Annotated in this window: 23 protein-coding genes; 10 read left to right on the top strand and 13 right to left on the bottom strand. The window is 48.5% G+C overall.

All coding sequences use genetic code 11. The annotated features are described in order from the left end of the window. Positions 1 to 34: 34 nt before the first annotated feature. The 3 genes from K8W53_RS10990 to K8W53_RS10980 all read right to left on the bottom strand — a co-directional run bounded on the left by K8W53_RS10990 (position 35) and on the right by K8W53_RS10980 (position 3,696). On the bottom strand, positions 35 to 1,339 hold the full coding sequence (locus K8W53_RS10990; RefSeq protein WP_000807034.1) for an aromatic amino acid transport family protein: 1,305 nt from the start codon (positions 1,337 to 1,339) through the stop codon (positions 35 to 37). Between the two features lie 144 nt (positions 1,340 to 1,483). Next, positions 1,484 to 2,671, bottom strand: coding sequence for a mandelate racemase/muconate lactonizing enzyme family protein (locus K8W53_RS10985; RefSeq protein ID WP_000704980.1), 1,188 nt, complete (start codon positions 2,669 to 2,671; stop codon positions 1,484 to 1,486). A 245-nt stretch (positions 2,672 to 2,916) separates the two neighbouring features. Next, a complete protein-coding gene (locus tag K8W53_RS10980) occupies positions 2,917 to 3,696 on the bottom strand; it encodes an AraC family transcriptional regulator (RefSeq protein WP_001649234.1) in 780 nt (259 codons plus the stop codon). A gap of 324 nt (positions 3,697 to 4,020) precedes the next feature. On the opposite strand from K8W53_RS10980, the gene K8W53_RS10975 reads away from it, so the two are divergent. The 7 genes from K8W53_RS10975 to K8W53_RS10945 all read left to right on the top strand — a co-directional run bounded on the left by K8W53_RS10975 (position 4,021) and on the right by K8W53_RS10945 (position 10,776). Then, positions 4,021 to 4,944, top strand: coding sequence for a LysR substrate-binding domain-containing protein (locus tag K8W53_RS10975; protein ID WP_001257182.1), 924 nt, complete (start codon positions 4,021 to 4,023; stop codon positions 4,942 to 4,944). A 360-nt stretch (positions 4,945 to 5,304) separates the two neighbouring features. Further along, a complete protein-coding gene (locus K8W53_RS10970; RefSeq protein ID WP_024145055.1) occupies positions 5,305 to 7,734 on the top strand; it encodes a DMSO/selenate family reductase complex A subunit in 2,430 nt (809 codons plus the stop codon). 10 nt (positions 7,735 to 7,744) lie between these two features. Continuing rightward, positions 7,745 to 8,362, top strand: coding sequence for a DMSO/selenate family reductase complex B subunit (locus K8W53_RS10965; RefSeq protein ID WP_023182218.1), 618 nt, complete (start codon positions 7,745 to 7,747; stop codon positions 8,360 to 8,362). A 1-nt stretch (position 8,363) separates the two neighbouring features. After that, positions 8,364 to 9,221, top strand: a complete 858-nt coding sequence (locus K8W53_RS10960) for a dimethyl sulfoxide reductase anchor subunit family protein (RefSeq protein WP_023223815.1) — start codon at positions 8,364 to 8,366, stop codon at positions 9,219 to 9,221. Positions 9,222 to 9,262: 41 nt separating this feature from the next. Continuing rightward, positions 9,263 to 9,877, top strand: a complete 615-nt coding sequence (gene dmsD / locus K8W53_RS10955) for a Tat proofreading chaperone DmsD (protein WP_000129294.1) — start codon at positions 9,263 to 9,265, stop codon at positions 9,875 to 9,877. 238 nt (positions 9,878 to 10,115) lie between these two features. Further along, positions 10,116 to 10,397, top strand: coding sequence for a hypothetical protein (locus K8W53_RS10950; RefSeq protein WP_000323820.1), 282 nt, complete (start codon positions 10,116 to 10,118; stop codon positions 10,395 to 10,397). 34 nt (positions 10,398 to 10,431) lie between these two features. Further along, the gene (locus K8W53_RS10945; protein WP_000950636.1) at positions 10,432 to 10,776 is read left to right on the top strand and encodes a carboxymuconolactone decarboxylase family protein; all 345 of its coding nucleotides are present in this window, start codon (positions 10,432 to 10,434) and stop codon (positions 10,774 to 10,776) included. Positions 10,777 to 10,995: 219 nt separating this feature from the next. Here the strand turns inward: K8W53_RS10945 and K8W53_RS10940 are convergent, their stop codons facing one another. Continuing rightward, positions 10,996 to 12,609 carry a peptide ABC transporter substrate-binding protein gene (locus K8W53_RS10940; RefSeq protein WP_023220555.1) on the bottom strand — a complete coding sequence of 538 codons (1,614 nt, stop codon included), beginning with the start codon at positions 12,607 to 12,609 and terminating at the stop codon, positions 10,996 to 10,998. Between the two features lie 189 nt (positions 12,610 to 12,798). Here K8W53_RS10940 and mpaA point away from each other — a divergent pair, with 189 nt between their 5' ends. Then, positions 12,799 to 13,527 carry a murein tripeptide amidase MpaA gene (mpaA, locus tag K8W53_RS10935; RefSeq protein WP_052939392.1) on the top strand — a complete coding sequence of 243 codons (729 nt, stop codon included), beginning with the start codon at positions 12,799 to 12,801 and terminating at the stop codon, positions 13,525 to 13,527. Here mpaA and ycjG read toward each other — a convergent pair. Further along, positions 13,502 to 14,467, bottom strand: a complete 966-nt coding sequence (ycjG, locus tag K8W53_RS10930) for an L-Ala-D/L-Glu epimerase (protein WP_023225062.1) — start codon at positions 14,465 to 14,467, stop codon at positions 13,502 to 13,504. The genes mpaA and ycjG overlap by 26 nt on opposite strands. Before the next feature lie 115 nt (positions 14,468 to 14,582). Here ycjG and tpx point away from each other — a divergent pair, with 115 nt between their 5' ends. Next, the gene (gene tpx / locus K8W53_RS10925) at positions 14,583 to 15,089 is read left to right on the top strand and encodes a thiol peroxidase (protein WP_023225063.1); all 507 of its coding nucleotides are present in this window, start codon (positions 14,583 to 14,585) and stop codon (positions 15,087 to 15,089) included. An 88-nt stretch (positions 15,090 to 15,177) separates the two neighbouring features. On the opposite strand, the gene tyrR is transcribed toward tpx, so the two are convergent. From tyrR to pspA, 8 genes are all read right to left on the bottom strand, one after another. Then, entirely contained in the window at positions 15,178 to 16,719 is a 1,542-nt protein-coding gene (tyrR, locus tag K8W53_RS10920) for a transcriptional regulator TyrR (protein ID WP_001235493.1), read from the bottom strand. Between the two features lie 147 nt (positions 16,720 to 16,866). Continuing rightward, positions 16,867 to 17,928, bottom strand: a complete 1,062-nt coding sequence (locus tag K8W53_RS10915) for a TIGR01620 family protein (protein ID WP_001294472.1) — start codon at positions 17,926 to 17,928, stop codon at positions 16,867 to 16,869. Beyond that, a complete protein-coding gene (locus K8W53_RS10910; RefSeq protein ID WP_000825860.1) occupies positions 17,925 to 19,322 on the bottom strand; it encodes a YcjX family protein in 1,398 nt (465 codons plus the stop codon). Before K8W53_RS10910 ends, K8W53_RS10915 begins: the two co-directional genes overlap by 4 nt. Before the next feature lie 148 nt (positions 19,323 to 19,470). Then, positions 19,471 to 19,785: a thiosulfate sulfurtransferase PspE gene (pspE, locus tag K8W53_RS10905; RefSeq protein ID WP_000913428.1), complete on the bottom strand. Its 315-nt coding sequence runs from the start codon at positions 19,783 to 19,785 to the stop codon at positions 19,471 to 19,473. A 75-nt stretch (positions 19,786 to 19,860) separates the two neighbouring features. After that, a complete protein-coding gene (gene pspD / locus K8W53_RS10900; RefSeq protein WP_001097607.1) occupies positions 19,861 to 20,079 on the bottom strand; it encodes a phage shock protein PspD in 219 nt (72 codons plus the stop codon). A 22-nt stretch (positions 20,080 to 20,101) separates the two neighbouring features. Beyond that, a complete protein-coding gene (pspC, locus tag K8W53_RS10895; protein WP_000508938.1) occupies positions 20,102 to 20,461 on the bottom strand; it encodes an envelope stress response membrane protein PspC in 360 nt (119 codons plus the stop codon). Then, on the bottom strand, positions 20,461 to 20,685 hold the full coding sequence (gene pspB, locus K8W53_RS10890) for an envelope stress response membrane protein PspB (RefSeq protein WP_001274953.1): 225 nt from the start codon (positions 20,683 to 20,685) through the stop codon (positions 20,461 to 20,463). The genes pspC and pspB overlap by 1 nt, the downstream gene beginning before the upstream one ends. 59 nt (positions 20,686 to 20,744) lie before the next feature. Next, positions 20,745 to 21,413, bottom strand: coding sequence for a phage shock protein PspA (pspA, locus tag K8W53_RS10885; RefSeq protein WP_000510996.1), 669 nt, complete (start codon positions 21,411 to 21,413; stop codon positions 20,745 to 20,747). Between the two features lie 170 nt (positions 21,414 to 21,583). On the opposite strand from pspA, the gene pspF reads away from it, so the two are divergent. Then, positions 21,584 to 22,564, top strand: a complete 981-nt coding sequence (gene pspF, locus K8W53_RS10880) for a phage shock protein operon transcriptional activator (RefSeq protein ID WP_001747565.1) — start codon at positions 21,584 to 21,586, stop codon at positions 22,562 to 22,564. Positions 22,565 to 22,619 lie beyond the last annotated feature (55 nt).

Genomic DNA, 22,619 nt, shown 5'->3' with positions numbered 1-22,619 from the left:
TAGATGTTATACCGTTTAATGACTTGTAAAACCTTTATTTTTCAAGGAGTTTAAATAATGGCGATACCACCAGCATAAAGCCCATTAGTGATACGAAAATTACCGCAGGGGATTTATATTTTTGTAAAGATGGCACTCGCCAGATCAGATAGCACGGAATAAGGCAAGAAACTAATCCAAAGGTTCCCACAGTCCATTGGAGTAATGCCATTGTAGACACATCGGCAACAACCCATCCCCAAAGAAGCACGATCGCAGTAAGTGTAACCAAATAAGGGAGAAAATTATTAAATTTCTTACCACGTACAATGAAGCGGTCTGCAATATTAATAATAATTCCTGACAATGCATCGTAAAAACCGAGATAAATACCAAAAAAAGAAGTTAAAATAGCAGAAATGCTTAGTAAAACCGAAAGTACTGGTATAAATCCGCCAGTGTTTTCAGGGATAATCTTTGCCATCAGCGCCAGCGCTGATGTATTTTGAGAAATCCCCATCTTTGCTTGTTCCGGGGTGGTTGAAAACATAAATGAAAACGCAAAAAACAGAACAGACACAACAAGGATAATATATGCTATCCGACTTGCCCTAAGAGCGCGAAATGTTGCGACTTTAGGGTCTGATTCAATTTTCCTGAATGCAATATTCATTGGATTAAGAACCTGAATAAATACAATCGAAAATAATGCAAAAGGGAGAGAAACCAAAACATCTCTCATTAAATCAATTAAACTGTCAGGGCTTGCCATGCTGACATTATTCATGTTCCAATAAGGGACCATCAATGCACCTAACACAATTATAATCATGAGTTTAAATACAATAAATGGCCCGGAAATTTTAAAGAGCAAACGTTCCCCACGGGAGGCAACCAGAACCATTGCTACCAACAATACCAGAGGAAACCATAACGTATCGGATAGTGAATGTTGAGTAACACCAAAACGCTGCAAATAACTGGAAGTATCATTAGTTATAGTAGCCGCATAACCCAGCATCCCCTTCAATATTGTAAAAAAATAGAGGAAGCTCAAAAAAGCCCCCCAGTTTCTCCCTAAATATTGCGTTATAGTCCCCGCATAATCTGTCTGTTTCGTTTCTGAAAGAGAGGTAATATACAATTTTGTTAATAGATAAACTATAGGATATGTAATAAGTAATGCAATCGCAGTTGCCCAAAAACCTTTAACACTCATTTGCAATGGCATAAATACAATTCCGGAGCCAATTGCCATGCCGATACACATTATTACCCAACCGACATCATAAGAAGTAAATGGGATTTTATTTTTTCCAACATTTTCCTTAACATTGTCTAATGCCATTTCTTGTTTCATTTATTGATAAACTCCATGACAGATGTTCAGTAGGCAAAGCTTTATATTAGATCTTATTACTTAGATCATATGGGAAGAAAAGATTCTGCTGTCAGAACTATTTCCCCCATACTATTTAGTTAGTAGAATTCATTTCACCAATAATTATTTTTCACAGATAGTTACTATATTCATCCGTTTTTCAGCATCTTTCCTAAGTGTCATACCAAAACCGGGTGTTACAGGAACAGCAATTTTTCCATTTACTGGCTGTAAATCTTCTTCAAACAACTCCCGGTTACAAGATTTAAGATTAAAAGAGTGGTGCTCATGGATCTCAAAATTTGGAATAGCTGCTTCAAATTGTAATGCCATCGCGATAGCAAGTGGCGAACCACAATTATGCGCCTGAACCCCGACGTCAAAAGCATGTGCCAAATGAGCAATCTTCATACCTTCTGTGATACCACCAACCAGGCCAATATCAGGTTGAATCATGTCGATGGCACCTTGTTGTAGATACGGCAGGAATCCCCATCGGGTATATAATCGCTCCCCTGTTGCAACAGGAATGGATGACTCCCTGGAGACTTTTATTTGCGCCTCTGGACTATTGTAGTGGGTAGGTTCTTCCATGAACAAAATATTTAAATCAGAAAAGTAATCGGCTAGCTGTAACGCTCCGGAGGTTGAAGTAAGTGAATTCCATTCGATAATGATGTCACACTCCTCACCAATTCCTTCACGGACCGCCTCCATACGAGAACGCGCCAGTTTGCGTTCGGCTGGAGTAAACACTCCCCGTTTACGAATACGTTCCCCATTAGCATCAACATAAACAGGACAAAGCTTCACGCAATCATAGCCTTCAGCTCGCGCAATTTGTGCTGTTTCTCGAAATTCAGCAGGATCGTTAAGCATCAATGATTCATCGGTCCAACCAAAATGAAGCTGGCTCGCATAGCAACGCAAAGGTGCTGGTGTTTTTGCTCCCAGCAGGCGATGAACCGATAAGCCTGCGGCTCTGCCTTTTATATCCCAAAGTGCCGCATCCAAAGCGCTCATAGCCCCAAATATCACGGGGCCTCCCCCTAAGGCCCAAAATGAACGCTGTCGCATGATTTCCCATAGCGTTTCAGTATCATTAGGGTCCTGTCCCAGAAGAAAACGTTCAGCAAGTATACGAATCATCGGAGCAATAGCCTCTGATGCCGTACCATAAGCAAGGCTCGCTTCCCCCATACCAGAGATTCCTTCATCAGTATGTATTCGCACGTAAATTGGTCGCCACAAATCAAGTCCATTTTGCCCGGACAGATCAATTTCAAGTGTTTCTATCTTCGTAATCTTCACTCTAAAAACTCCTTTAGATAAATTTTTTCATCTGGCCGAATTTATCGCCCTGACTTTTGTTATTACTAAGTTCTTTCATTTATATATTATTTGGTACCGAAAAATTCTATACGCCTGATAGCTACTTTGTCATTTCTAAAAAAAGACAGATGATGTAGAGTAGCCGCCATTTATGTTACAGCGAAAAATATAAAAATTAACATACTTATTCAGTGAGTGAGGTAAGTCACATTTATAAAATAAAACTAATACCTTCTCTTCATATAATCCAGAGGAGCATGTCCCATAGTAAGATGAAATGCATAAACAAATGCAGAACTCGAGCTATATCCTAAGTCTATAGCTATTTCTGTTACTCCTTTACCACAGTCGAGTAACTCAATAGCTTTCATTAATCGCAGGCGTTTTTTCCAGGAACGTAAACTCATTCCTGTTTCGATAGTAAAACGTCTTGATAATGTACGCCCCGACATTCCCAGTTCATGGCACCATTCTTCCTGTGATCGTGTATCCGACGGGTTTTCGCATAATGATTCACATATTTTTACCAATGATCGATTTTGAGGCCAGGGTAAAATAAATTGAGCGCTACGAACATTTCCCAGATGGTATAAAATTAACTGTATTAGTTTCTCTATATAAACTTCATCATTTATTCTTCTGTCTGATATTTCTAAGATAAGCGCCTTAAGGAATGGGGAAACATCAAAAATGGTAGGTTCCGACATGTCAAATTGATTATGAGCATCGTTAGCTATCCATAAGCTATTAAAATAAGCCCCTTGTGATGAGCCGACCTGATGTTGAGTTCCCGCAGGCAACCAGACAGCCTGTAATTTCGGCGAAATCAAAAATGATTGTTCAATTGTTTTAACCATTAAATCACCTGCTGTTGCATAAACGACCTGATGCCATTTATGCTTATGCTCAGGAAAACAATGAGCTGCAGGTATAAATTCTTTCCGTATGGCTAACGGATTCGGAGCGGTGATATGGTGCGCTATATTCAGTGAAGTCCATTCCATAATATCGCCTAAAATATAAAATTATTACATTAAATATACTGTCACTGTTAATGAATGAACACCAATGAAAAAATATTTCAACATCAAATAGAATAAATTCCTTGACGGAGCAAAAAAAACACGCTAAAGAGATTTTTGTATCGGCATCACTGATGCCAGAAAAAATCATCATAAACAAAGAAATAAATCATCAGCTTATTATCTTATTCAAGATAAGCAAAACAACGTTTATCCGGTTCCGCATGAGTATTTACATTGAAAATTGAGGAAGAAAATCTATCTCGATCACGTATACTAGTTCCATTGTATGAGATGGAGAATAAAATGCGTTCGCTTAATCGCTTGAAATGGCTGCACGCTTTTGAAGCAACTGCGCGTCATGGTAGCTTCACAGGTGCAGCCAAAGAGCTAGGCGTCACCCCGGCAGCCGTAGGACAACTGGTTCGGGCACTTGAAGACTGGGTAGGCCACCCCCTTTTACACCGTACACGTTCTGGTAAAGAAAGGCTCACGCTCGTGACTGAGGCTCAGGATGCGCTAAAAGAGATCACTCAAGGGCTCGATAGCCTTGAGTCAGGACTTAATAAACTGCGCGGTCGTCAGGCTCGATCCGTCGTCATTCTCACGGCCTCACAAGTTCTGGTGATGAACTGGTTAATGGAAAAATTAAATCGTTTTTCCGAAACGCATCAAAATATCGAGCTACGCCTGAATGTGACGGAAAAACTCATGGATGTGGCTCACGGAGAGGCAGATATTGGTGTTCGTTGTGGCAAAGGAGACTGGTCGGGGGTAAATAAGACATGGTTAATGGATGAGGAAGCTGTTCTGGTATGCAGCCCACGCATTGTACCGCCTGAGAAAATTACGTGCGGCGAATGGCTGGCAGAACAAAAACTCATCCATGATGATACCCTGCACCCTGGTGCAAATTTTCCTTCATGGGAAGAAGTCTTAGCCGCAACGCAAGCTCCAGCTACGCGTTATACAGGATTGCATATTAACTCTACCTCAGCGGTTATTATGGCTACGCTTAGCGGCCAGGGTGTGGCAATTGTCCGCCGTGCGCTGGTTGAACAGTTAATTGCCACAGGACAACTGATACAACTTCATCCAAATATACGCTGGCCGCTAACATGGTCCTATTACATTGTTACACCACAAAAAGCAGTGATGCGTCCTGAAGTAAAAGTTTTTCATGACTGGTTAATTAATGATATTTTGATTAAAAATAGCCCAACCTCCTGAATTTCAGGAGGTCATCCTTTTAATTTTAGTGACTAAAGCCATCAAAGGCTATTTTTCATACACTTAAGATAGAAAATCTTTACTGCAACTAAAGTTTATCTCCCTTGCCCGTGCCATTATCCACTTCGATAATACCCACAATGAAGTAAAGGGTTCGTTTTCCGAATAGAGAAAAATTTGAATTTTACCCGTCAGGTAAATAGCTCAAACTTTCTTCGCCCTTAACTCATATATATTATATAAAAGCCAGCCTAATGTTAATTAATATCATTCATTATTACACAAAAATGAATATTCATATTTTAACACTGGCTATTTTTGTATGCTTTTTAAACAATGTCATAATAACAGGTGAACGTAATGGATCGTTGCGAGGAAGAACGGTTAATCGAAGTTCCTGTCTCCCGGAGAAAGCTAATTCAGGCTGGGGCAACAACAGGACTAATGGCCGCAGTGGGAGGATTATCATTACCATTCAGTTTCACAAGTCAAGCCGCGAACAAAACCGCTATCGTCGAAGATAAGGCCGTCTGGAGTTCCTGCACAGTAAACTGTGGAAGTCGCTGCCTGCTTCGATTGCATGTAAAAGATGATTCTGTTTATTGGGTAGAATCTGATACCACAGGCAACGATGAGTACGGAAACCATCAGGTCCGGGCCTGCCTTCGTGGACGCTCCATTCGTCGTCGTATGAATCATCCTGATCGATTGAAATATCCCATGAAACGCGTTGGTAAGCGTGGTGAAGGTAAATTTGAGCGGATATCCTGGGATGAAGCACTGGATACTATCGCGGATAATCTGAAACGAATTATTGCAAACTATGGCAATGAAGCAGTACATGTTATTTACGCCACAGGTGTCGCTGGCGGAAATATTACTAAATCATCAATGCCCTTCCGCCTGATGAATTCCTGCGGTGGCTTTTTAGGTCGTTACGGTACCTATAGTACTGCACAAATCACAGCGGGCATGAATTATCTCTATGGTGGCAGAAGCGGAAACAGCCCGGATGATATCGCTAATACTAAATTGGTTGTAATGTTCGGAAACAATCCAGCCGAAACACGTATGAGCGGCGGTGGTGTTACCTATTATGTTGAACAAGCGCGCGAACGCTCCAATGCGCGGATGATCGTTATCGATCCTCGCTACAACGACACCGCAGCCGGACGAGAAGATGAATGGTTACCTATTCGTCCTGGAACGGACGCCGCCTTAGCTGCAGCACTTGCCTGGGTTCTCATCACCGAAGATATGGTAGATAAACCCTTTCTTGATAAATATTGTGTAGGCTATGACGAGGTTACGTTACCAGCAAGCGCACCAAAAAATGGTCATTATAAAGCTTATATACTCGGCGACGGTCCGGATGGTATAGCAAAAACACCTGAGTGGGCAGCTCAAATCACAGGTATTCCGGCAGACAAAATTATTAAGCTGGCGCGTGAGATCGGCCAGGCGAAACCAGCCTATATTTGCCAGGGATGGGGGCCACAGCGTCAATCAAACGGAGAACAAACGTCAAGAGCCATTGCAATGCTCGCCATTTTGACCGGCAATGTCGGTATTTCTGGCGGCAACTCTGGCGATCGAGAAGGCACCTTTGATCTCGGTGTTGAAATGTTTTCCCCTCTAAAAAATCCTGTTAAAACTGAAATATCCTCCTTTACCTGGACCGAAGCTATTGAGCGCGGAACTGAAATGACCTCTACTCGTGATGGCGTACGAGGTAAAGACAAACTAGATGTGCCAATAAAATTCATGTGGTGCTACGCCAGCAACACGCTGATAAATCAGAACAGCAATATTAGTCGCACACATGAAATTTTGCAGGATGAAAATAAGTGCGAAATGATTGTCTGCATTGACCATTTCATGACTGCCTCAGCAAAATATAGCGATATTTTACTCCCTGACCTGATGCCTACTGAGCAGGAAGATCTTATCCCGCATGAAGAGGCCGGGAATATGGCATATGTTATTCTGGGACAACCATCAACATCGCCAAAATTTGAACGCAAGCCTATTTACTGGACAATGAGTGAAATAGCAAAACGCCTTGGACCTGATGTTTACCAGACTTTTACCGAAGGCCGTACACAACATGAATGGGTTCAATATCTTTGCGCCAAAACGAAAGAACGTCATCCCGATATGCCGGATTATGAAGAGATGAAAACGGCAGGTATTTATAAACTTAAATGTCCGGATGAGCATGTTGTCGCATATAAGGATTTTCGCAAAGACCCTATCTCCAATCCCCTTAAAACACCATCGGGAAAAATAGAAATCTATTCTGAACGACTGGCCAATATCGCAAAAACATGGGAACTGAAGCCTGATGAAGTCATCGATCCTTTACCCATTTACACTCCAGGCTTTAATGGCTGGGAAGATCCAGCCCGTCGCGAGTATCCATTGCAAATGACCGGGTTCCACTTTAAAGGCCGCGTGCATTCCAGCTACGGCAATATTGATGTTCTGAAACAGGCCTGCCGACAGGAGATTTGGATAAACCCTATTGATGCCCGGGATCGCGGAATCAAAAACGGAGACACCGTTCGGGTATTTAATCAGTATGGCCAGACATTGATTCCCGCAAAAGTCACACCTCGTATCATGCCTGGCGTTACTGCTATGGGCGAGGGAATGTGGCTGCATGCCGATATGTTTGGTGACAAAGTCGACCACGGTGGCTCAATTAACATTCTGACAACACATCGCACTTCACCGCTGGCAAAAGCTAATCCTTCGCACAGTAATCTCGTTCAGGTCGAAAAGGTATAAGGAGTAACCGATGACAACCCAGTATGGATTTTTTATTGATTCCAGCCGTTGCACCGGTTGTAAAACCTGCGAACTGGCCTGCAAAGACTACAAAGATTTGACCCCGGATGTCAGCTTCCGCCGCATTTATGAGTATGCGGGTGGTGACTGGCAGGAGAATAACGGCGTCTGGCATCAGAATGTCTTTGCCTATTATCTCTCCATTTCGTGCAACCATTGTGCCGACCCGGCATGTACCAAAGTCTGTCCGAGCGGAGCAATGCATAAAAGGGAAGATGGTTTTGTCGTGGTGAATGAGGAGGTCTGTATTGGCTGTCGCTATTGCCATATGGCCTGTCCATATGGCGCGCCACAGTACAACGCCGCCAAAGGTCATATGACCAAGTGCGACGGCTGTTACGACCGGGTGGCGGAAGGCAAAAAACCTATCTGCGTCGAATCCTGTCCGCTGCGAGCGCTGGACTTTGGTCCTATCGACGAGCTGCGCAAAAAACATGGCGATCTGGCGGCGGTAGCGCCATTGCCGGGTGCGCACTTCACCAAACCGAGCATAGTGATTAAACCCAATGCCAATGCACGTCCGTGTGGCGATACCACTGGCTATCTGGCCAATCCGAAGGAGGTGTAAAATGGGAAATGGATGGCATGAATGGCCGCTGGTACTGTTTACGGTACTGGGACAGTGTGTCGCGGGTGCGCTGGTTGTCAGCGGACTTGGTTGGCTGGCGGAAAAAAACGATCTGCCCGCCAGGCAGCGTATTGTACGCGGTATGTTTTTTCTTTGGGTGGTGATGGGGCTGGGCTTTCTGGCGTCAATCATGCATCTGGGTTCACCCATGCGGGCGTTCAACTCGCTCAACCGCGTCGGCGCGTCCGGATTAAGTAATGAAATTGCCGCAGGGTCGATCTTTTTCGCTGTCGGCGGTTTCTGGTGGCTGGTGGCCGTTCTGGGGAAAATGCCAGAAACGCTTGGTAAACTCTGGCTGCTGATCAGTATGGTGCTCGGTATCATCTTCATCCTGGCGATGACCCGCGTTTATCAGATTGAAACCGTCCCCACCTGGTATACTGGCTATACGACTCTCGCCTTTTTTCTGACTGCATTCCTCGGCGGCCCACTGTTTGCCGCACTCCTGTTCCAGGCATCCAGAGTCCCCTTTAACAGCACGATATTTTCCAGCATCAGCTTACTTGCTCTATTGGTCTGTATTGCTGTCATCGCGTTACAGGGTATGGCTCTGGCCAGCATTCATAGCTCAGTACAGCAGGCCAGCAGTCTGATACCGGATTATGCTGTATTGCAGGTCTGCCGTGTGGCACTTCTTGTCATCGGCCTGGGCTGCTGGATCTGCCCATTGGTACGTCGCAAAGAGCCACATATTGTTGGGTTACTACTGGGTCTTATCCTGGTGCTTGGCGGCGAAATTTTAGGCCGCGGCCTGTTTTATGGGCTACATATGACTGTCGGTATGGCAGTGGCAGGTTAACAAATTAGTGCGGGGGAACCCGCACTTTACGGAATGGTTTTATGACTGATTTCACACAATGTGACAATTTTTCCATGACGGCACGCGTACTGGGCGCCCTCTTTTACTTTGCGCCAGAGAGTGCTGAAGCCTCTCCGCTGGTTTCAGCATTCACATCTGATGAATGGCAAACACAATGGCCGCTGCCGTCGGAGGAGTTGCCTCAACTGGCAAGAATGTTTAAAGATGGCGGCGATGACTCTCTTACTGAGTCCTTTCAGCGTTTATTTATCGGGCCTTATGCCTTACCGTCACCGCCATGGGGCTCCGTCTGGCTGGATCGTGAGAACGTTTTATTTGGTGAATCCACACTGGCGCTGCGCCAGTGGATGCGGGAGAACAGTATTCAGTTCGAGATGCAGCAAAATGAGCCAGAAGATCACTTTGGTTCTTTATTACTGATGGCGGCCTGGCTTGCAGAGCAGCGTCGACACAGCGAATGTGAACAGTTACTGGCATGGCATCTGTTCCCATGGTCATCCCGTTTCCTCGGGGTGTTCATTGAGAATGCCGGACATCCTTTTTATCTGGCTTTGGGAAAACTGGCGAGTTTAACACTGGCAAAGTGGCAAACCATGTTATCAATCAATACTAAAAACCTACCTCTCCACCGCTAATATTGCCTATACAGAGGGCTTTATTCAAAACAAATATTCTAATGAGGCCTCCATATTCCAGACTCACCCAGATGAATTAAGTCCTCGTCAGGACAATACGCAACATAGAAAATCTTCTCCGCCACACAAGAATATGTGATTTGTTAGATCAGACGGTCATGTTGATAATTCCCCTACTGTCATTCGTCAATGACTGTGAATACTTTGCTTATCTCGGTCTCTTTTGAAGGAGAATACTATGGCTTACTTACAAATCACCCTGAATATCAGCAACCATAACCGCCCTGCCGCAGCAAATGTTTATCAAAAATATAAAGCGCCATTTTTAAATACCATTGCCGGAGCGACCTCAAAAGAATTGCTTATTCGGGATGAAGACGTGCAAGTTTTACATGGCTTTGAAACTACTGCTCAAGCGCAGGCGTATCTTACCAGTGAATTATTTACAAAAGACGTTGTGGAAGAATTGAAGCCTTTTCTGAACCAGGCACCAGATATTCGCATTTATTATGTGATCTGAATACACAATCCTCTAATATAAAACAGGAACAGATATGCTTTCAAACTGGAATGAGTATCGTAGTGGCCTGCTGGCTGCCATTGGTAAATTTGCCACATTGCAGCCGGAGTTCATGAAAGGCTTTCAGCAAATGGACAAGGGGACTTTAGAAAATGGGCATCTGGATCCCAAAACACAGGAATTGATTGCGCTGGCCGTGGCGGTTACTACCCGTTGCGATGGTTGTCTGGCAGTGCACGTCGATGCGGCCGTGAAACATGGCGCAACCCGGGAAGAGATTTCTGAAGCATTGTCCGTGGCTATAAAAATGAACACTGGGGCAGCCCTCACCTACACAGCACGCGCACTGGATGTGTACGACAACCTGCCGAATAAATAACGGTATCTCTGCTCTAAGCTACCGCCATTTTAGGGGAAATGGATGGTACTATCCGTAATTTAGTGCAACCGTTTTTCCTTGAATACGCCAGTAATACTGTCAGGAAAGTACAGTTTCAACTTTAGCAGGAGATGGTCAGAAGAAGAAACTGGCGCTGCAAGCCGCGCCAGTTCTGAGTTTGGCAGTGGTTACCTTTCATCAAAAGGTAACCAGTACGCATCAGTGCTTCACGATATACATTGTACGGCTATAGGCCACATCTTCCGGGTTAGTAATGGGGTATCCCTTTACCCACGGTTTAATTAACCGGCCATTGGTATACTGATAAATAGGCGCTATAGGCGCTTGTTCCGTTAAAATTTTCTCCGCTGCATTGTAATCCGCGTTACGCGCTTCGGCGGTATTTTCCATCGTCGCTTGCGTCAGGATTTTGTCATAAGTCGGATTAGTAAAGCGTGAAATATTCCCCGTATGCGTGGACGTTAATAAGGATAAGAAAGTCGACGGTTCGTTGTAATCACCCACCCAGGAGGCGCGAATAACATCAAAATTACCGGTATTACGGCTGTCGATATACGTTTTCCACTCCTGGTTTTGCAATTTCACATCCACCCCCAGATTTTTCTTCCACATTGACGCCACCGCAATCGCGATTTTCTGATGGTTTTCTGAGGTATTGTAAAGCAGAGTTAATTTAAGCGGCTTCTGCGATCCGTAGCCTGCTGCACGCAGCAATGTTTTCGCCTGGGCGTTAAGTTCTTCCTGGCTCATTTGTTCAAACGGTGAAGGATCGGGCTTAAATCCTGCCGTGACATCCGGTGTAAAATGCCAGGCCGGTTTTTCACCGGTACCTAAGACTTTTTCCGCCATCAAACGGCGATCAATGGTCATACTTAGCGCCAGACGAACGCGGGAATCCGCCGTCGGCCCTTTCTGCGTATTAAACGCATAATAATAAGTCCCTAATTGCGGCGGCGTATAAACTTGCCCTGGAATATCCTTTAATAATTTCTGGTACATATTTTTAGGGAAAGATTCGGTGATATCAATATCACCGGCAAGATAACGTTTCGTCGCAGCCGACTCCTGGTTAATGGGTAAAAATGTCACTTTTTGCAGTACCGTTTTCGCGTTATCCCAGTAATGCGTATTAGGCACGACCACCAGTTTTTCATTTACCACGCGCTCTTTAAGCACATACGCGCCATTGCCGATCAGTTTTCCCGGCTTCATCCAGTCTTTACCGCTTTCAACATTCGCTTTTTGGACCGGATAAAAGGCAAAACTGGCGGTCAGACTGGCAAACCAGGGCAACGGCTTGTCAAGCTGAATACGCAAAGTGTGCGCGTCCACGGCACTGACGCCAAGCTGATCCGGCGTGGCTTTACCGTCGATAATGGCTTGCGCATTAGTGATGCCAGCCAGAGCGGCAAACCAGGCGAAGGGGGAAAGCGTTTTTGGATCAACGAGACGTTGCCAGCTATAGACAAAATCCTGGGCGGTCACCGGCGTTCCATCGGCCCATTGCGCATTATCCCGCAACGTAAACGTCCAGATACGATTATCATTGCTCTTCCACTGGCTGGCGACGCCAGGGATAATTTCACCCTTTTCGTTCTGGTTAACCAGCCCTTCAAACAGATCGCGGATCACCTGAATTTCAGGCAGCCCAACGGCTTTCGCTGGATCTAACGAAGCGGGCTCATCTTTGATATGACGCACCAGTTCTTGTTTCTCTGCCAGTACCGTTCCACCGGGAACATCCGCAGCATATGCCAGGGAAAAGCTGCTAACCAACAGCGCACAACAGGTTACTGAAACAGAATGCCTCATAGAAGTTCCTCAAAGATGAGTTAAATAACAACGTAATTATTTGTTTCAGCAGAAAGAAATGCAATTATCTTCCGCCAGAAAGTTGATATCGCGCCATACAAGAGGGTAAATAGAAACCATTTGATAATCGGCGGGTTTTACACAACACTACGATGATTACCCTACTGGTCTCAGCTTCGGGAAACGCGTATGACTGTCACCCGCCCCCGTGCCGAGCGCGGCGCATTTCCGCCAGGCACTGAACATTATGGACGTTCGCTACTAGGCGCGCCGCTAATCTGGTTTCCGGCGCCTGCCGCCGATCGCGAAAGCGGTCTGATACTGGCTGGCACCCACGGGGATGAAACCTCATCCGTGGTGACGCTCTCCTGTGCGTTACGCACCTTAAATCCAACCCTTCGCCGTCATCATGTCGTACTTGCCGTTAATCCTGATGGCTGTCAACTGGGGTTAAGGGCAAATGCGAATGGCATTGATCTAAACCGTAACTTTCCCGCCGCCAACTGGAAAACGGGTGAGACAGTTTATCGCTGGAATAGCCGCGCGCAAGAGCGTGATGTCGTGCTGCTAACCGGCGACCATCCCGGCTCAGAACCGGAAACCCAGGCGCTTTGCCAGTTAATTCATCGACTCCAACCCGCCTGGGTCGTCTCTTTTCACGATCCGCTAGCCTGCATTGAAGATCCACGACGCAGCGAGCTAGGCGAGTGGCTGGCCGATGCGTTTGCGTTGCCGCTGGTAACCAGCGTAGGTTACGAAACGCCCGGTTCGTTTGGCAGCTGGTGCGCCGACCTCAACCTGCACTGCATTACCGCCGAGTTTCCCCCTGTTTCTGCCGATGAAGCCAGCGAAAAATACTTGCTGGCTATGTCGAATCTGCTCCGCTGGCATCCTAAAGATGGAGTTGACCCGTCGTAAAGCGTAGCGCGGGCTCAACATCAACCGCCAGCCATGTTGGGCCATCAAGATCGGCGAAGCTCACCTGCGGCATAAGCGGCAGCGCGGCGCTAATCGCTCTTGATGTACAGAGCATACAGCCCAGCATCAGGCCGAATCCTTGCTCCCGCGCCTCCGTTGCCAGCGCCAGCGCCTCGGTCAGACCGCCGGTTTTATCCAGCTTAATGTTGATCATATCGTAGCGCCCCGTCAGGGCTTTCAGACTACTGCGAGTATGGCAGCTCTCATCTGCACAGATGGGCAACGGATGAATAAAATTTTCCAGGGCGGCGTCATCCTGCGCGGGCAGCGGTTGCTCCAGCATCGCGACATTCAGATCCGCCAGTAACTGGCAACGCGCCGCCAGCCCCTCCGGACGCCACGATTCATTGGCGTCCACAATGAGCGTCGCCTCCGGCACCGCCGAGCGGATCGCCACCATACGTTCGCTAATCAGACGAGCATCGAGTTTGATTTTCAGCAACGTCGCCCCTTTTTCCCATAGTGCCGCCGCACTGGCTGCCATCTGTTCCGGCGTGCCTATCACTACCGTTTGCGCGGTAGTAAAAACCGGGGACAGCGTCACGCCGAGCAGCCCGGCAAGGCTTTGCTGCCGCTGGCGGGCCTGCAAATCCCATAAGGCACTATCCACCGCGTTGCGCGCCGCGCCTGCCGGCAACAGTTTCTGCAATGCTTCGCGAGTCAGCCCGTTTTCCAACTGAGGCACAATACTCATGATTTGCGCCATGACCGAGGCATCACTTTCACCATAACGTGGATATGGCGTACATTCCCCGATGCCTTTTACGCCCTCTTCTTCCAGTTCGACAACGACAACATGCGCTTCGCTTCGGCTACCACGCGCAATAACGAAAGGCGTATGCAACGGCCAGGTTTCCTCATATACCTTAACAGATATCATCTCTTCCCCTCTGATAGCGCCGGACGCGGCTTGCTACAAATAGTATTTGCCGTGTTAATGAATAATGACTTAAACTGGATTTCGACGTTAACTATAAGTAAATAGGAACATAATTATGTCACAGACTGTACATTTCCAGGGTAACCCGGTCACCGTTGCCAACGTTATTCCGCAGGCTGGTAGCAAAGCACAGACTTTTACTCTTGTCGCAAAAGATTTGTCTGACATTTCCCTCAGCCAATATGCAGGCAAACGCAAAGTGCTGAATATTTTCCCAAGCATTGATACTGGCGTATGCGCCGCATCAGTTCGTAAGTTTAATCAACTGGCCACAGAAGTGGAGAATACCGTCGTATTGTGCGTTTCTGCTGACCTGCCTTTTGCACAGTCGCGTTTTTGCGGCGCGGAAGGCCTGAGCAACGTTATTACGCTTTCCACTCTGCGTAATAACGAGTTTCTGAAAAACTACGGCGTCGAAATCGTTGACGGCCCGCTGAAAGGTTTGGCGGCGCGCGCAGTCATCGTGCTTGACGAAAACGACAACGTTATTTTCAGCCAGTTGGTGGATGAAATCACCCACGAGCCGGATTACGACGCCGCGCTTAATGTCCTGAAGGCATAAGCCGGCGCCTGCTGGCGCTACGTTTGTCAGTGCTACAGGCGGTGCTCTTTTGTCACAAGAAGGCCTCTATCCGGAGGCCTTCTTTTTTCTACTCTTCACCCTTCTTCTGGCTCAGACCATATTCACGCAGCTTATTGGCAATCGCGGTGTGCGATACCCCCAACCGTTTCGCCAGTTTACGCGTACTCGGATAGCTACGATAAAGCTGGGTCAGTACAGAACGTTCGAAACGACTGGTAATGTCATCCAGCGAGCCTTCCATCGCATCCTCGCCGACTGCCACCGTCGCGGCATCGTAGTCAGGCAGCAGGATATCCTGCGGACGCAGCTCATACCCTTCCAGCTGCGTCAGCGCCCGGTAAATCGCATTTTTAAGCTGGCGAACGTTACCCGGCCAGCCGTAACGAGTGAGGACCGTACTCAGATCGGCAGACAGTTTCGGTCGCGGAACGCCCTGTTCGTCGGCAAAACGCGCCACGAACAGTTCGGTCAACGGCATAATATCCTGCGGACAATCGCGCAACGGCGGCAAATTAAGCGTCAGAACGTTAAGTCGATAATAGAGATCTTCGCGGAACAGTCCTTTTTGCACCAGCTCCACCAGATTTTTCTGCGTGGCGCAGATAACGCGGACATCAACATGAATTTCGTGATCTTCGCCGACGCGACGGAACGTACCATCGTTGAGAAAACGTAGCAGCTTCGCCTGCATACGCGGCGACATTTCGCCAATTTCATCCAGCAGCACCGAACCGCCATTCGCCTGTTCAAAAAAGCCTTTTTTACCTTCCGGCGCATGGCCAAATAGTTCGCTTTCTACCGCATCTTCCGGGATTGAAGCGCAGTTGAGCGCCAGATACGGCTTCGCTGAACGAGGGCTTGCCTGATGACAGGCATAGGCGAAAAGATCTTTGCCGGTTCCCGTATCGCCGGTAATCAGCAGCGGCGCGCTGAGCATCGCCAGTTTGCGCGCCTGCTCAACGACGTGCTTCATCTTTGCGCTCACGGCAATAATCTGACTAAACGCGCTCAGATCCTGCGTGGACAAATTCTGTAGCTGCTGCCCCATACGAATCGTGGAACGCAACATCACGACCGCCCCGGTCAACACGTATTCGTCATTTTCGTTTTGTAAATGTACCGGCGTAATCTCCATCAGGAAGTTTTGCCCATTGATCACGACATGTTCGTTATGGGAGCTTTGCGGGTTACCGTCCAGCCAGCGCTGAAAATTGAAGCCGTTGATTAATTGTGCGGCGGTATGGTGCCGCATTCGCTCCTGGCTCTGGGCAAAAAGCTGACAACTCGCCGGGTTCGCCATCTCCACTTTACTCTTCATATCCAATGAGAGCACCGGCTCCGGCAACGCCTCAAGCAGCGCGCTCAGGGCCAGATGTTCACGTTCAGACGGCATCCAGGGAACGGTACGGACATCCGTTACGCCGGAAATACGGCGGATTTCGGCCATCAGGCTGCTGAAGTCGGTGAATTCCAGCTCAGCAAAATTAAGATAAATTCGCCCAATGGGATCAATCTCGATTCCGCGTAAATCAATGCTACGTAACACCAGTAAATCAAGTAATTCGCGGGTCAGACCAAGTCGGTCTTCACAAAAGACTTCCAGACGCATGGGAACCTTCACCTGAATAATGAACCATTAAATAGATGATAAGCCACTATTCGGCTGGCAGGAAGGATTCTGTCAACAAATATTGACAGCATGGCGGAAAAACGGGCGCTGCGGCGTAAAGCCAGGCAATCAGCGCCCTGTGGAAGGTCATTTCTCAGGCGACGACTTACTCTTTTGCAGCGTCTCTTTTAGCTGACCGATAAGCTGACGACGAAAATCACCGAGACGTGGTTTATCGTTGTCGATCCACGGCAATGGTCGACATAGCTCCATCGCTTTTATTCCCAGTCGAGCGGTAAGGAGGCCTGCGCCAATCCCCTGCGCCGCGCGCGTGGACAAGCGTGCGGCCAGATCCTGAGACATCCAGTCCATACCGACTTCACGCACCAGCTCACTGGCTCCCGCGAACGCGATATTCAGCAACACCAGACGGAACAGACGAAGGCGGCTGTAATAGCCTAGTTCAATGCCATATAGCGTTGCAATACGGTTAATCAGGCGTAAATTACGCCAGGCAATAAACGCCATATCCACCAACGCTAACGGGCTGACGGCGATCATCAGAGTCGATTCCGCGGCGAAACGGCTAATCTCACGTCGCGCCTGCGCGTCAAGTACCGGCTGTACCAGATGCGCATACAAACCGACGATTTCCCTGTCGTTTTGCGTTTCGTGAATAGCGGCATACCAACGTTGTAATGCCGGATGTGATTGATCAATCCCCGCCTGCTGCGCCAGTTTTTCGCAAAATGCGCGACCTTTCCCGACGCTATGGCTATGTAACAGTTCACGCGCTTCATCGCGTTCATGTGCCCGCTGGCGCAAGCGCCATAATCGCCGCCACTCCGTGACCACCGATCCCACGCCAGCGCCAACGATCAGCGCGCCTGCGGCACAGCCGCCTAAAGCGACCCAGTCCTGAGTTTGCCAGGCATTCATTGTCCACTGTACGCCTTGCCCGACCACGCTCGCGCCAAACAGCGCCAGCCCTCCCATCACCATTTTACGCCACAGGCTGCGTTTGGGACGCAGCGCGGCATCGACCGCCGCTTCTGCCACGCCTTCGTCTTCCGGGCGCTCATCGATAGCTGCAGGCGCAAATGTACGCGACTCCGCTTCGCTGAAAGTTTGCTGCGCTTTGAAGGCCGACGTAGGCTCCTCCTTTAGCGGTTCTGCAAAATCAATACGCGGTTTTAACGGTTCGCTCATCGCAGCTTATCTCCTATTAAAAACTCCAGCGCAGCGTCCAGACGAATATGCGGTAACGGTTTATCAACATCCATCACCTGCGGACGAAAAGCTTCGAACTGAAAACCCTGACTATCCCAAAACGCTTGCCCCGGCAAACGCGAAGGCACTTCGCCGGGGTACACGGTTAACGGCGCGCCGTCACTCAAACGGTTTCCACGTAAGGCCGGGATTTTTTCGCCGTTGACCTCAATCACGCCGCTGGTGGTCGCCTGTACCGACGCCAGCCCCAGGCAATCCATACTAATGCCTTCAAACGCGGCATTTTGCCAGGCATCCTGAATAAGCTGCTGGAGCAAGGCCACCATATTGGCATGTTGGTCGAGGGTGACATGGTCGGCTTTCGTCGCGGCGAACAGCAATTTATCAATCACCGGCGAAAACAAGCGGCGAAACAGAGTCCGCTGGCCATAGTGAAAACTTTGCATCAACTGCGTTAAGGCGAGACGCATATCATTAAACGCCTGCGGCCCGCTATTAAGCGGTTGCAGACAGTCGACCAGCACAATCTGACGATCAAAGCGTAGAAAATGATTTTTGTAGAACCCCTTGACCACTTTTTCGCAATAGTAGTTAAAGCGTTCGCGCAGCATTCCAGCGTTGGTCTGTTTATCCGCCTGCGCCAGTTTTGACTCGCCGAAGGCGTCCACATCCGGCCACGGGAAAAACTGCAACGCTGGCGCACCCGCCATATCGCCCGGCAAAACAAACCGTCCAGGCTGAATAAAATGCAATCCCTGCGATTTACACTGATGCAAATAATCCGTCCAGGCGGCGGCAATCTCCGCCAGCCGGTTTTCATCGGCGGGCGCCAGCGGATCGAGCCCGTCGCAAAGTTGCCGCCATTTTGCGGCCCACTCAGCGCGTTGCCCTTGCAACAAGCCGTTCATCTGACGGGACCAACTTAAATAATCCTGAGCCAGCATGGGCAGATCGAGTAACCATTCCCCTGGATAGTCCACAATCTCCAGATACAATGTCGAGGTATCTTTAAAATGGCGCAGCAGCGAGTCGTTTGAGCGATAGCGCAACGCCAGCCGAATCTCACTGACGCCGCGCGTCGGTGTGGGCCAGGCGGGAGGATTGCCATAAAGCTGAAGTATCCCCTCGTCGTAGGTAAAACGGGGAATACCAAAATCACGTTGAGGCACACGCTTTACACCAAGCAGGCGTTCTTCACGTACCGCGCTGAGCAACGGTAAGCGCGCGCCCGCGTGGACATTAAGCAACTGGTTAACCATCGCCGTGATAAACGCTGTTTTACCGCTGCGGCTCAACCCGGTTACGGCAAGACGCAAATGCCTGTCTACCCCACGATTGACCAGCGCGTTGAGTTCAGTTTTAAGTCGCTTCATTGACATCCTGTTGAGCCTGAAGAGAAGAAAAAATAATAACGAGCCTGCGTTATAGATATGTGCAAAAACGTTATTATCAACTACTCGGAGAGATCAACAACGGCGCATTAAGCGCCGCGGTTAGTATGAGTATTGAGCAATAGATTATCTATTTTTTTACTTTCGGCATATCAAGACGACTGATGCCGCCCATATTCATCGCGTGCGTATACCCCATATCAAGCAACATTTGTTTTGCCATGCCCGACTGTCGCCCGGAGTTGCAATATAACTTTACCGTATCGTTCCTGTCTGGAACTACCGTTTCGATATGAGATTTAATCTCCTTCAATGGGATATTAATCGCGCCCTGAATATGCTCTCGCTGATATTGTTCCGGAATGCGGACATCTATCCAGTATTCTGCGGCATAAAGCGGCATGGCTATGAATAACGCTAACGCAAATATTCCTTTTTTCAACATACTTCCGTCCTGACACGTAATGTATTTCGCACACACTATACGCCAGAGCTTAACGAAATATTATGACCAGACTCGCTATTTGTAACGCTGCGAAATTTTATTCGCCGCCTTACGAAGTACTGGCTCCAGCGCAAATGCCAGCAACATTTTTAGCGGACGACGGGCGACGGATTTTACCGCCCATCCCGCCACGCCGGCAGGCCCGTAGCGTAACGCGGTCAACAGAACCAGCTTACCTGCTATTTTGAAGCCGGGTTTCACCTTCTGCCCGGCGCGTTGCCAGCGAGTATTCATCTTCACCTTCCCGATATATCACTTAAAGTTGACGGAAACGACTACGCAATGTGAACGTATCTGACGTGACGTAGCGTTCCATTTCTCGCAAACGCTTTTCGCCTGCGGCAAGCTCTCTGTCTACGGTATCCAGCAGTTCGCCGCTGGTCGGCTGCGGTTTGCCTGCGGCCAGATTATCCGGCATAGGGTCCAGTACAAAAGACAGAACGATATAGGCCACTACGGTAAAAAACGCCAGCCCAAAGAAAATCGACAGCACGACCAGAATACGCACCAGTTTTACCGGTACATCAAGGTAGTCGGCGATCCCGGCGCAAACGCCACGCACCATGCCCTTTTGCGGCATACGCCATAGTTTTTTATTCAGATTGATTCCACCCATTAGCGCTCTCTCCAGTTCGGATGCTCTGCATCAAGAATGTCTTCCAGCGCCTGAATGCGCTCGCGCATACGTTGCGCATCGTCTGTGAGTTGCAGTAAGCGTTGCTGCTCGCTTTGCGACAGTTCTCCCCGACCGGCGCGGTTGCTGTAATGCAGCCACAGCCAAATCGGTAACACAAACAACACAAAAATGGTTAACGGGATGGCCAGAAATAGCGCGCTCATGCGTTCTCCTTACACCTAAAGCTGATGAGCGACGGCGCGTACCGGCGCCGCCATTGTCATTATTGATTATCTTGCTTCATTTTGGCTTTCAACTGCGCCAACTGCTCGCTGATTTCATCATCGGCTTTCAGGTTGGCAAACTGTTGGTCCAGCGATTGCTGCTTACCAAAACGATGGCTTTCCGCTTCCGCTTCCATTTGATCGATACGACGTTCAAAGGATTCAAACCGCGCCATGGCTTCATCCAGTTTGCCGCTGTCAAGCTGACGACGGACATCGCGGGAAGAACTCGCCGCCTGATGACGCAGCATCAGCGCCTGCTGGCGAGCGCGCGTTTCGCTGAGTTTGTTTTCCAGCTCGCCAATCTCTTTCTTCATGCGCGCCAGCGTGTCATCCACCAGCGTGACTTCCTGTTCAAGCGTAGCAATTAAATCGGTCAGCTTTTGTTTTTCAATCAATGCGGCGCGCGCCAGATCGTCTTTATCTTTGCGCAGAGCCAGTTCCGCTTTTTCCTGCCACTCGATCTGCTGAGCCGTAGCCTGTTCAATACGACGGGATAACTGTTTCTTTTCCGCTAAAGCACGCGCGGAGTTCGAGCGAACCTCCACCAGCGTATCTTCCATCTCCTGAATCATCAGGCGCACCAGCTTCTGCGGATCCTCCGCTTTTTCCAACAACGCATTGATATTGGCGTTCACGATGTCGGCAAAACGAGAAAAAATACCCATAATTCAATCCTCACATAATGTTCTGATAACGGGCGATGCCCTGCTACATGATTAATACAATTTGCGTGCCAACTTTTCATATCGCTGATAGTAAAGGAATTATTTCGTTTTACCTCGCCAGCAAAAAAGGATAAAGTGGTGAAAAACACTAACAAGTGGCGATTTTCATCATGGCTGAATTTAAAGATAACCTGCTCGGCGAGGCAAACCGTTTTCTTGAAGTACTGGAACAAGTCTCCCGGCTCGCGCCGCTGGATAAGCCAGTGCTGATTATTGGCGAACGCGGGACGGGTAAAGAACTTATCGCCAATCGCCTGCACTATCTCTCTTCACGCTGGCAGGGGCCACTTATCTCGCTTAACTGCGCGGCGCTTAACGAAAACCTGCTGGACTCCGAACTATTTGGCCATGAAGCGGGCGCTTTTACCGGGGCGCAAAAACGTCATCCCGGTCGCTTTGAACGCGCCGATGGCGGCACGCTGTTTTTGGATGAACTGGCGACAGCGCCGATGCTGGTACAGGAAAAGCTGCTGCGGGTGATTGAATATGGCGAGCTAGAGCGCGTCGGCGGCAGCCAACCGTTACAGGTTAATGTGCGATTAGTATGCGCCACTAATGCCGATTTACCCGCCATGGTGAAGGAAGGGACATTTCGTGCCGATCTGCTCGACAGGCTGGCTTTTGATGTTGTACAACTGCCGCCGCTGCGCGAACGCCAGAGCGATATCATGCTGATGGCCGAGCATTTTGCTATTCAGATGTGTCGTGAGCTACGTCTGCCCTTATTTCCCGGTTTTACCGATCGGGCAAAAGAAACGTTGTTGCATTACGCCTGGCCGGGTAATGTCCGCGAGCTGAAAAACGTAGTCGAACGTTCAGTGTATCGCCACGGCAGCAGTGAACATCCTTTGGATGAAATTGTTATCGATCCTTTTCAACGCCATCCCGCCGAACCGCCCACGCCCGCCCTGCCATCGGCATCCGCCACGCCTGACCTGCCGCTCAACTTGCGGGAGTTTCAACTGCAACAGGAAAAAGCGCTGCTGCAACGTAGCTTACAGCAGGCGAAATTTAACCAGAAACGAGCCGCCGATTTGCTGGCGCTCACCTACCACCAGTTTCGCGCCTTGCTTAAAAAGCATCAGCTTTAGCTATTTCTCCGGCTAATTGACGACATTTACGCCAGTTATCCACCGACATTTTTAC

The sequence above is a fragment of the Salmonella sp. A29-2 genome, from assembly GCF_020150755.1.
GTDB lineage: Bacteria > Pseudomonadota > Gammaproteobacteria > Enterobacterales > Enterobacteriaceae > Salmonella > Salmonella enterica.
The sequence above is the reverse complement of the archived record's forward strand: the minus strand, read 5'-3'. Positions and strand labels throughout refer to the sequence as shown.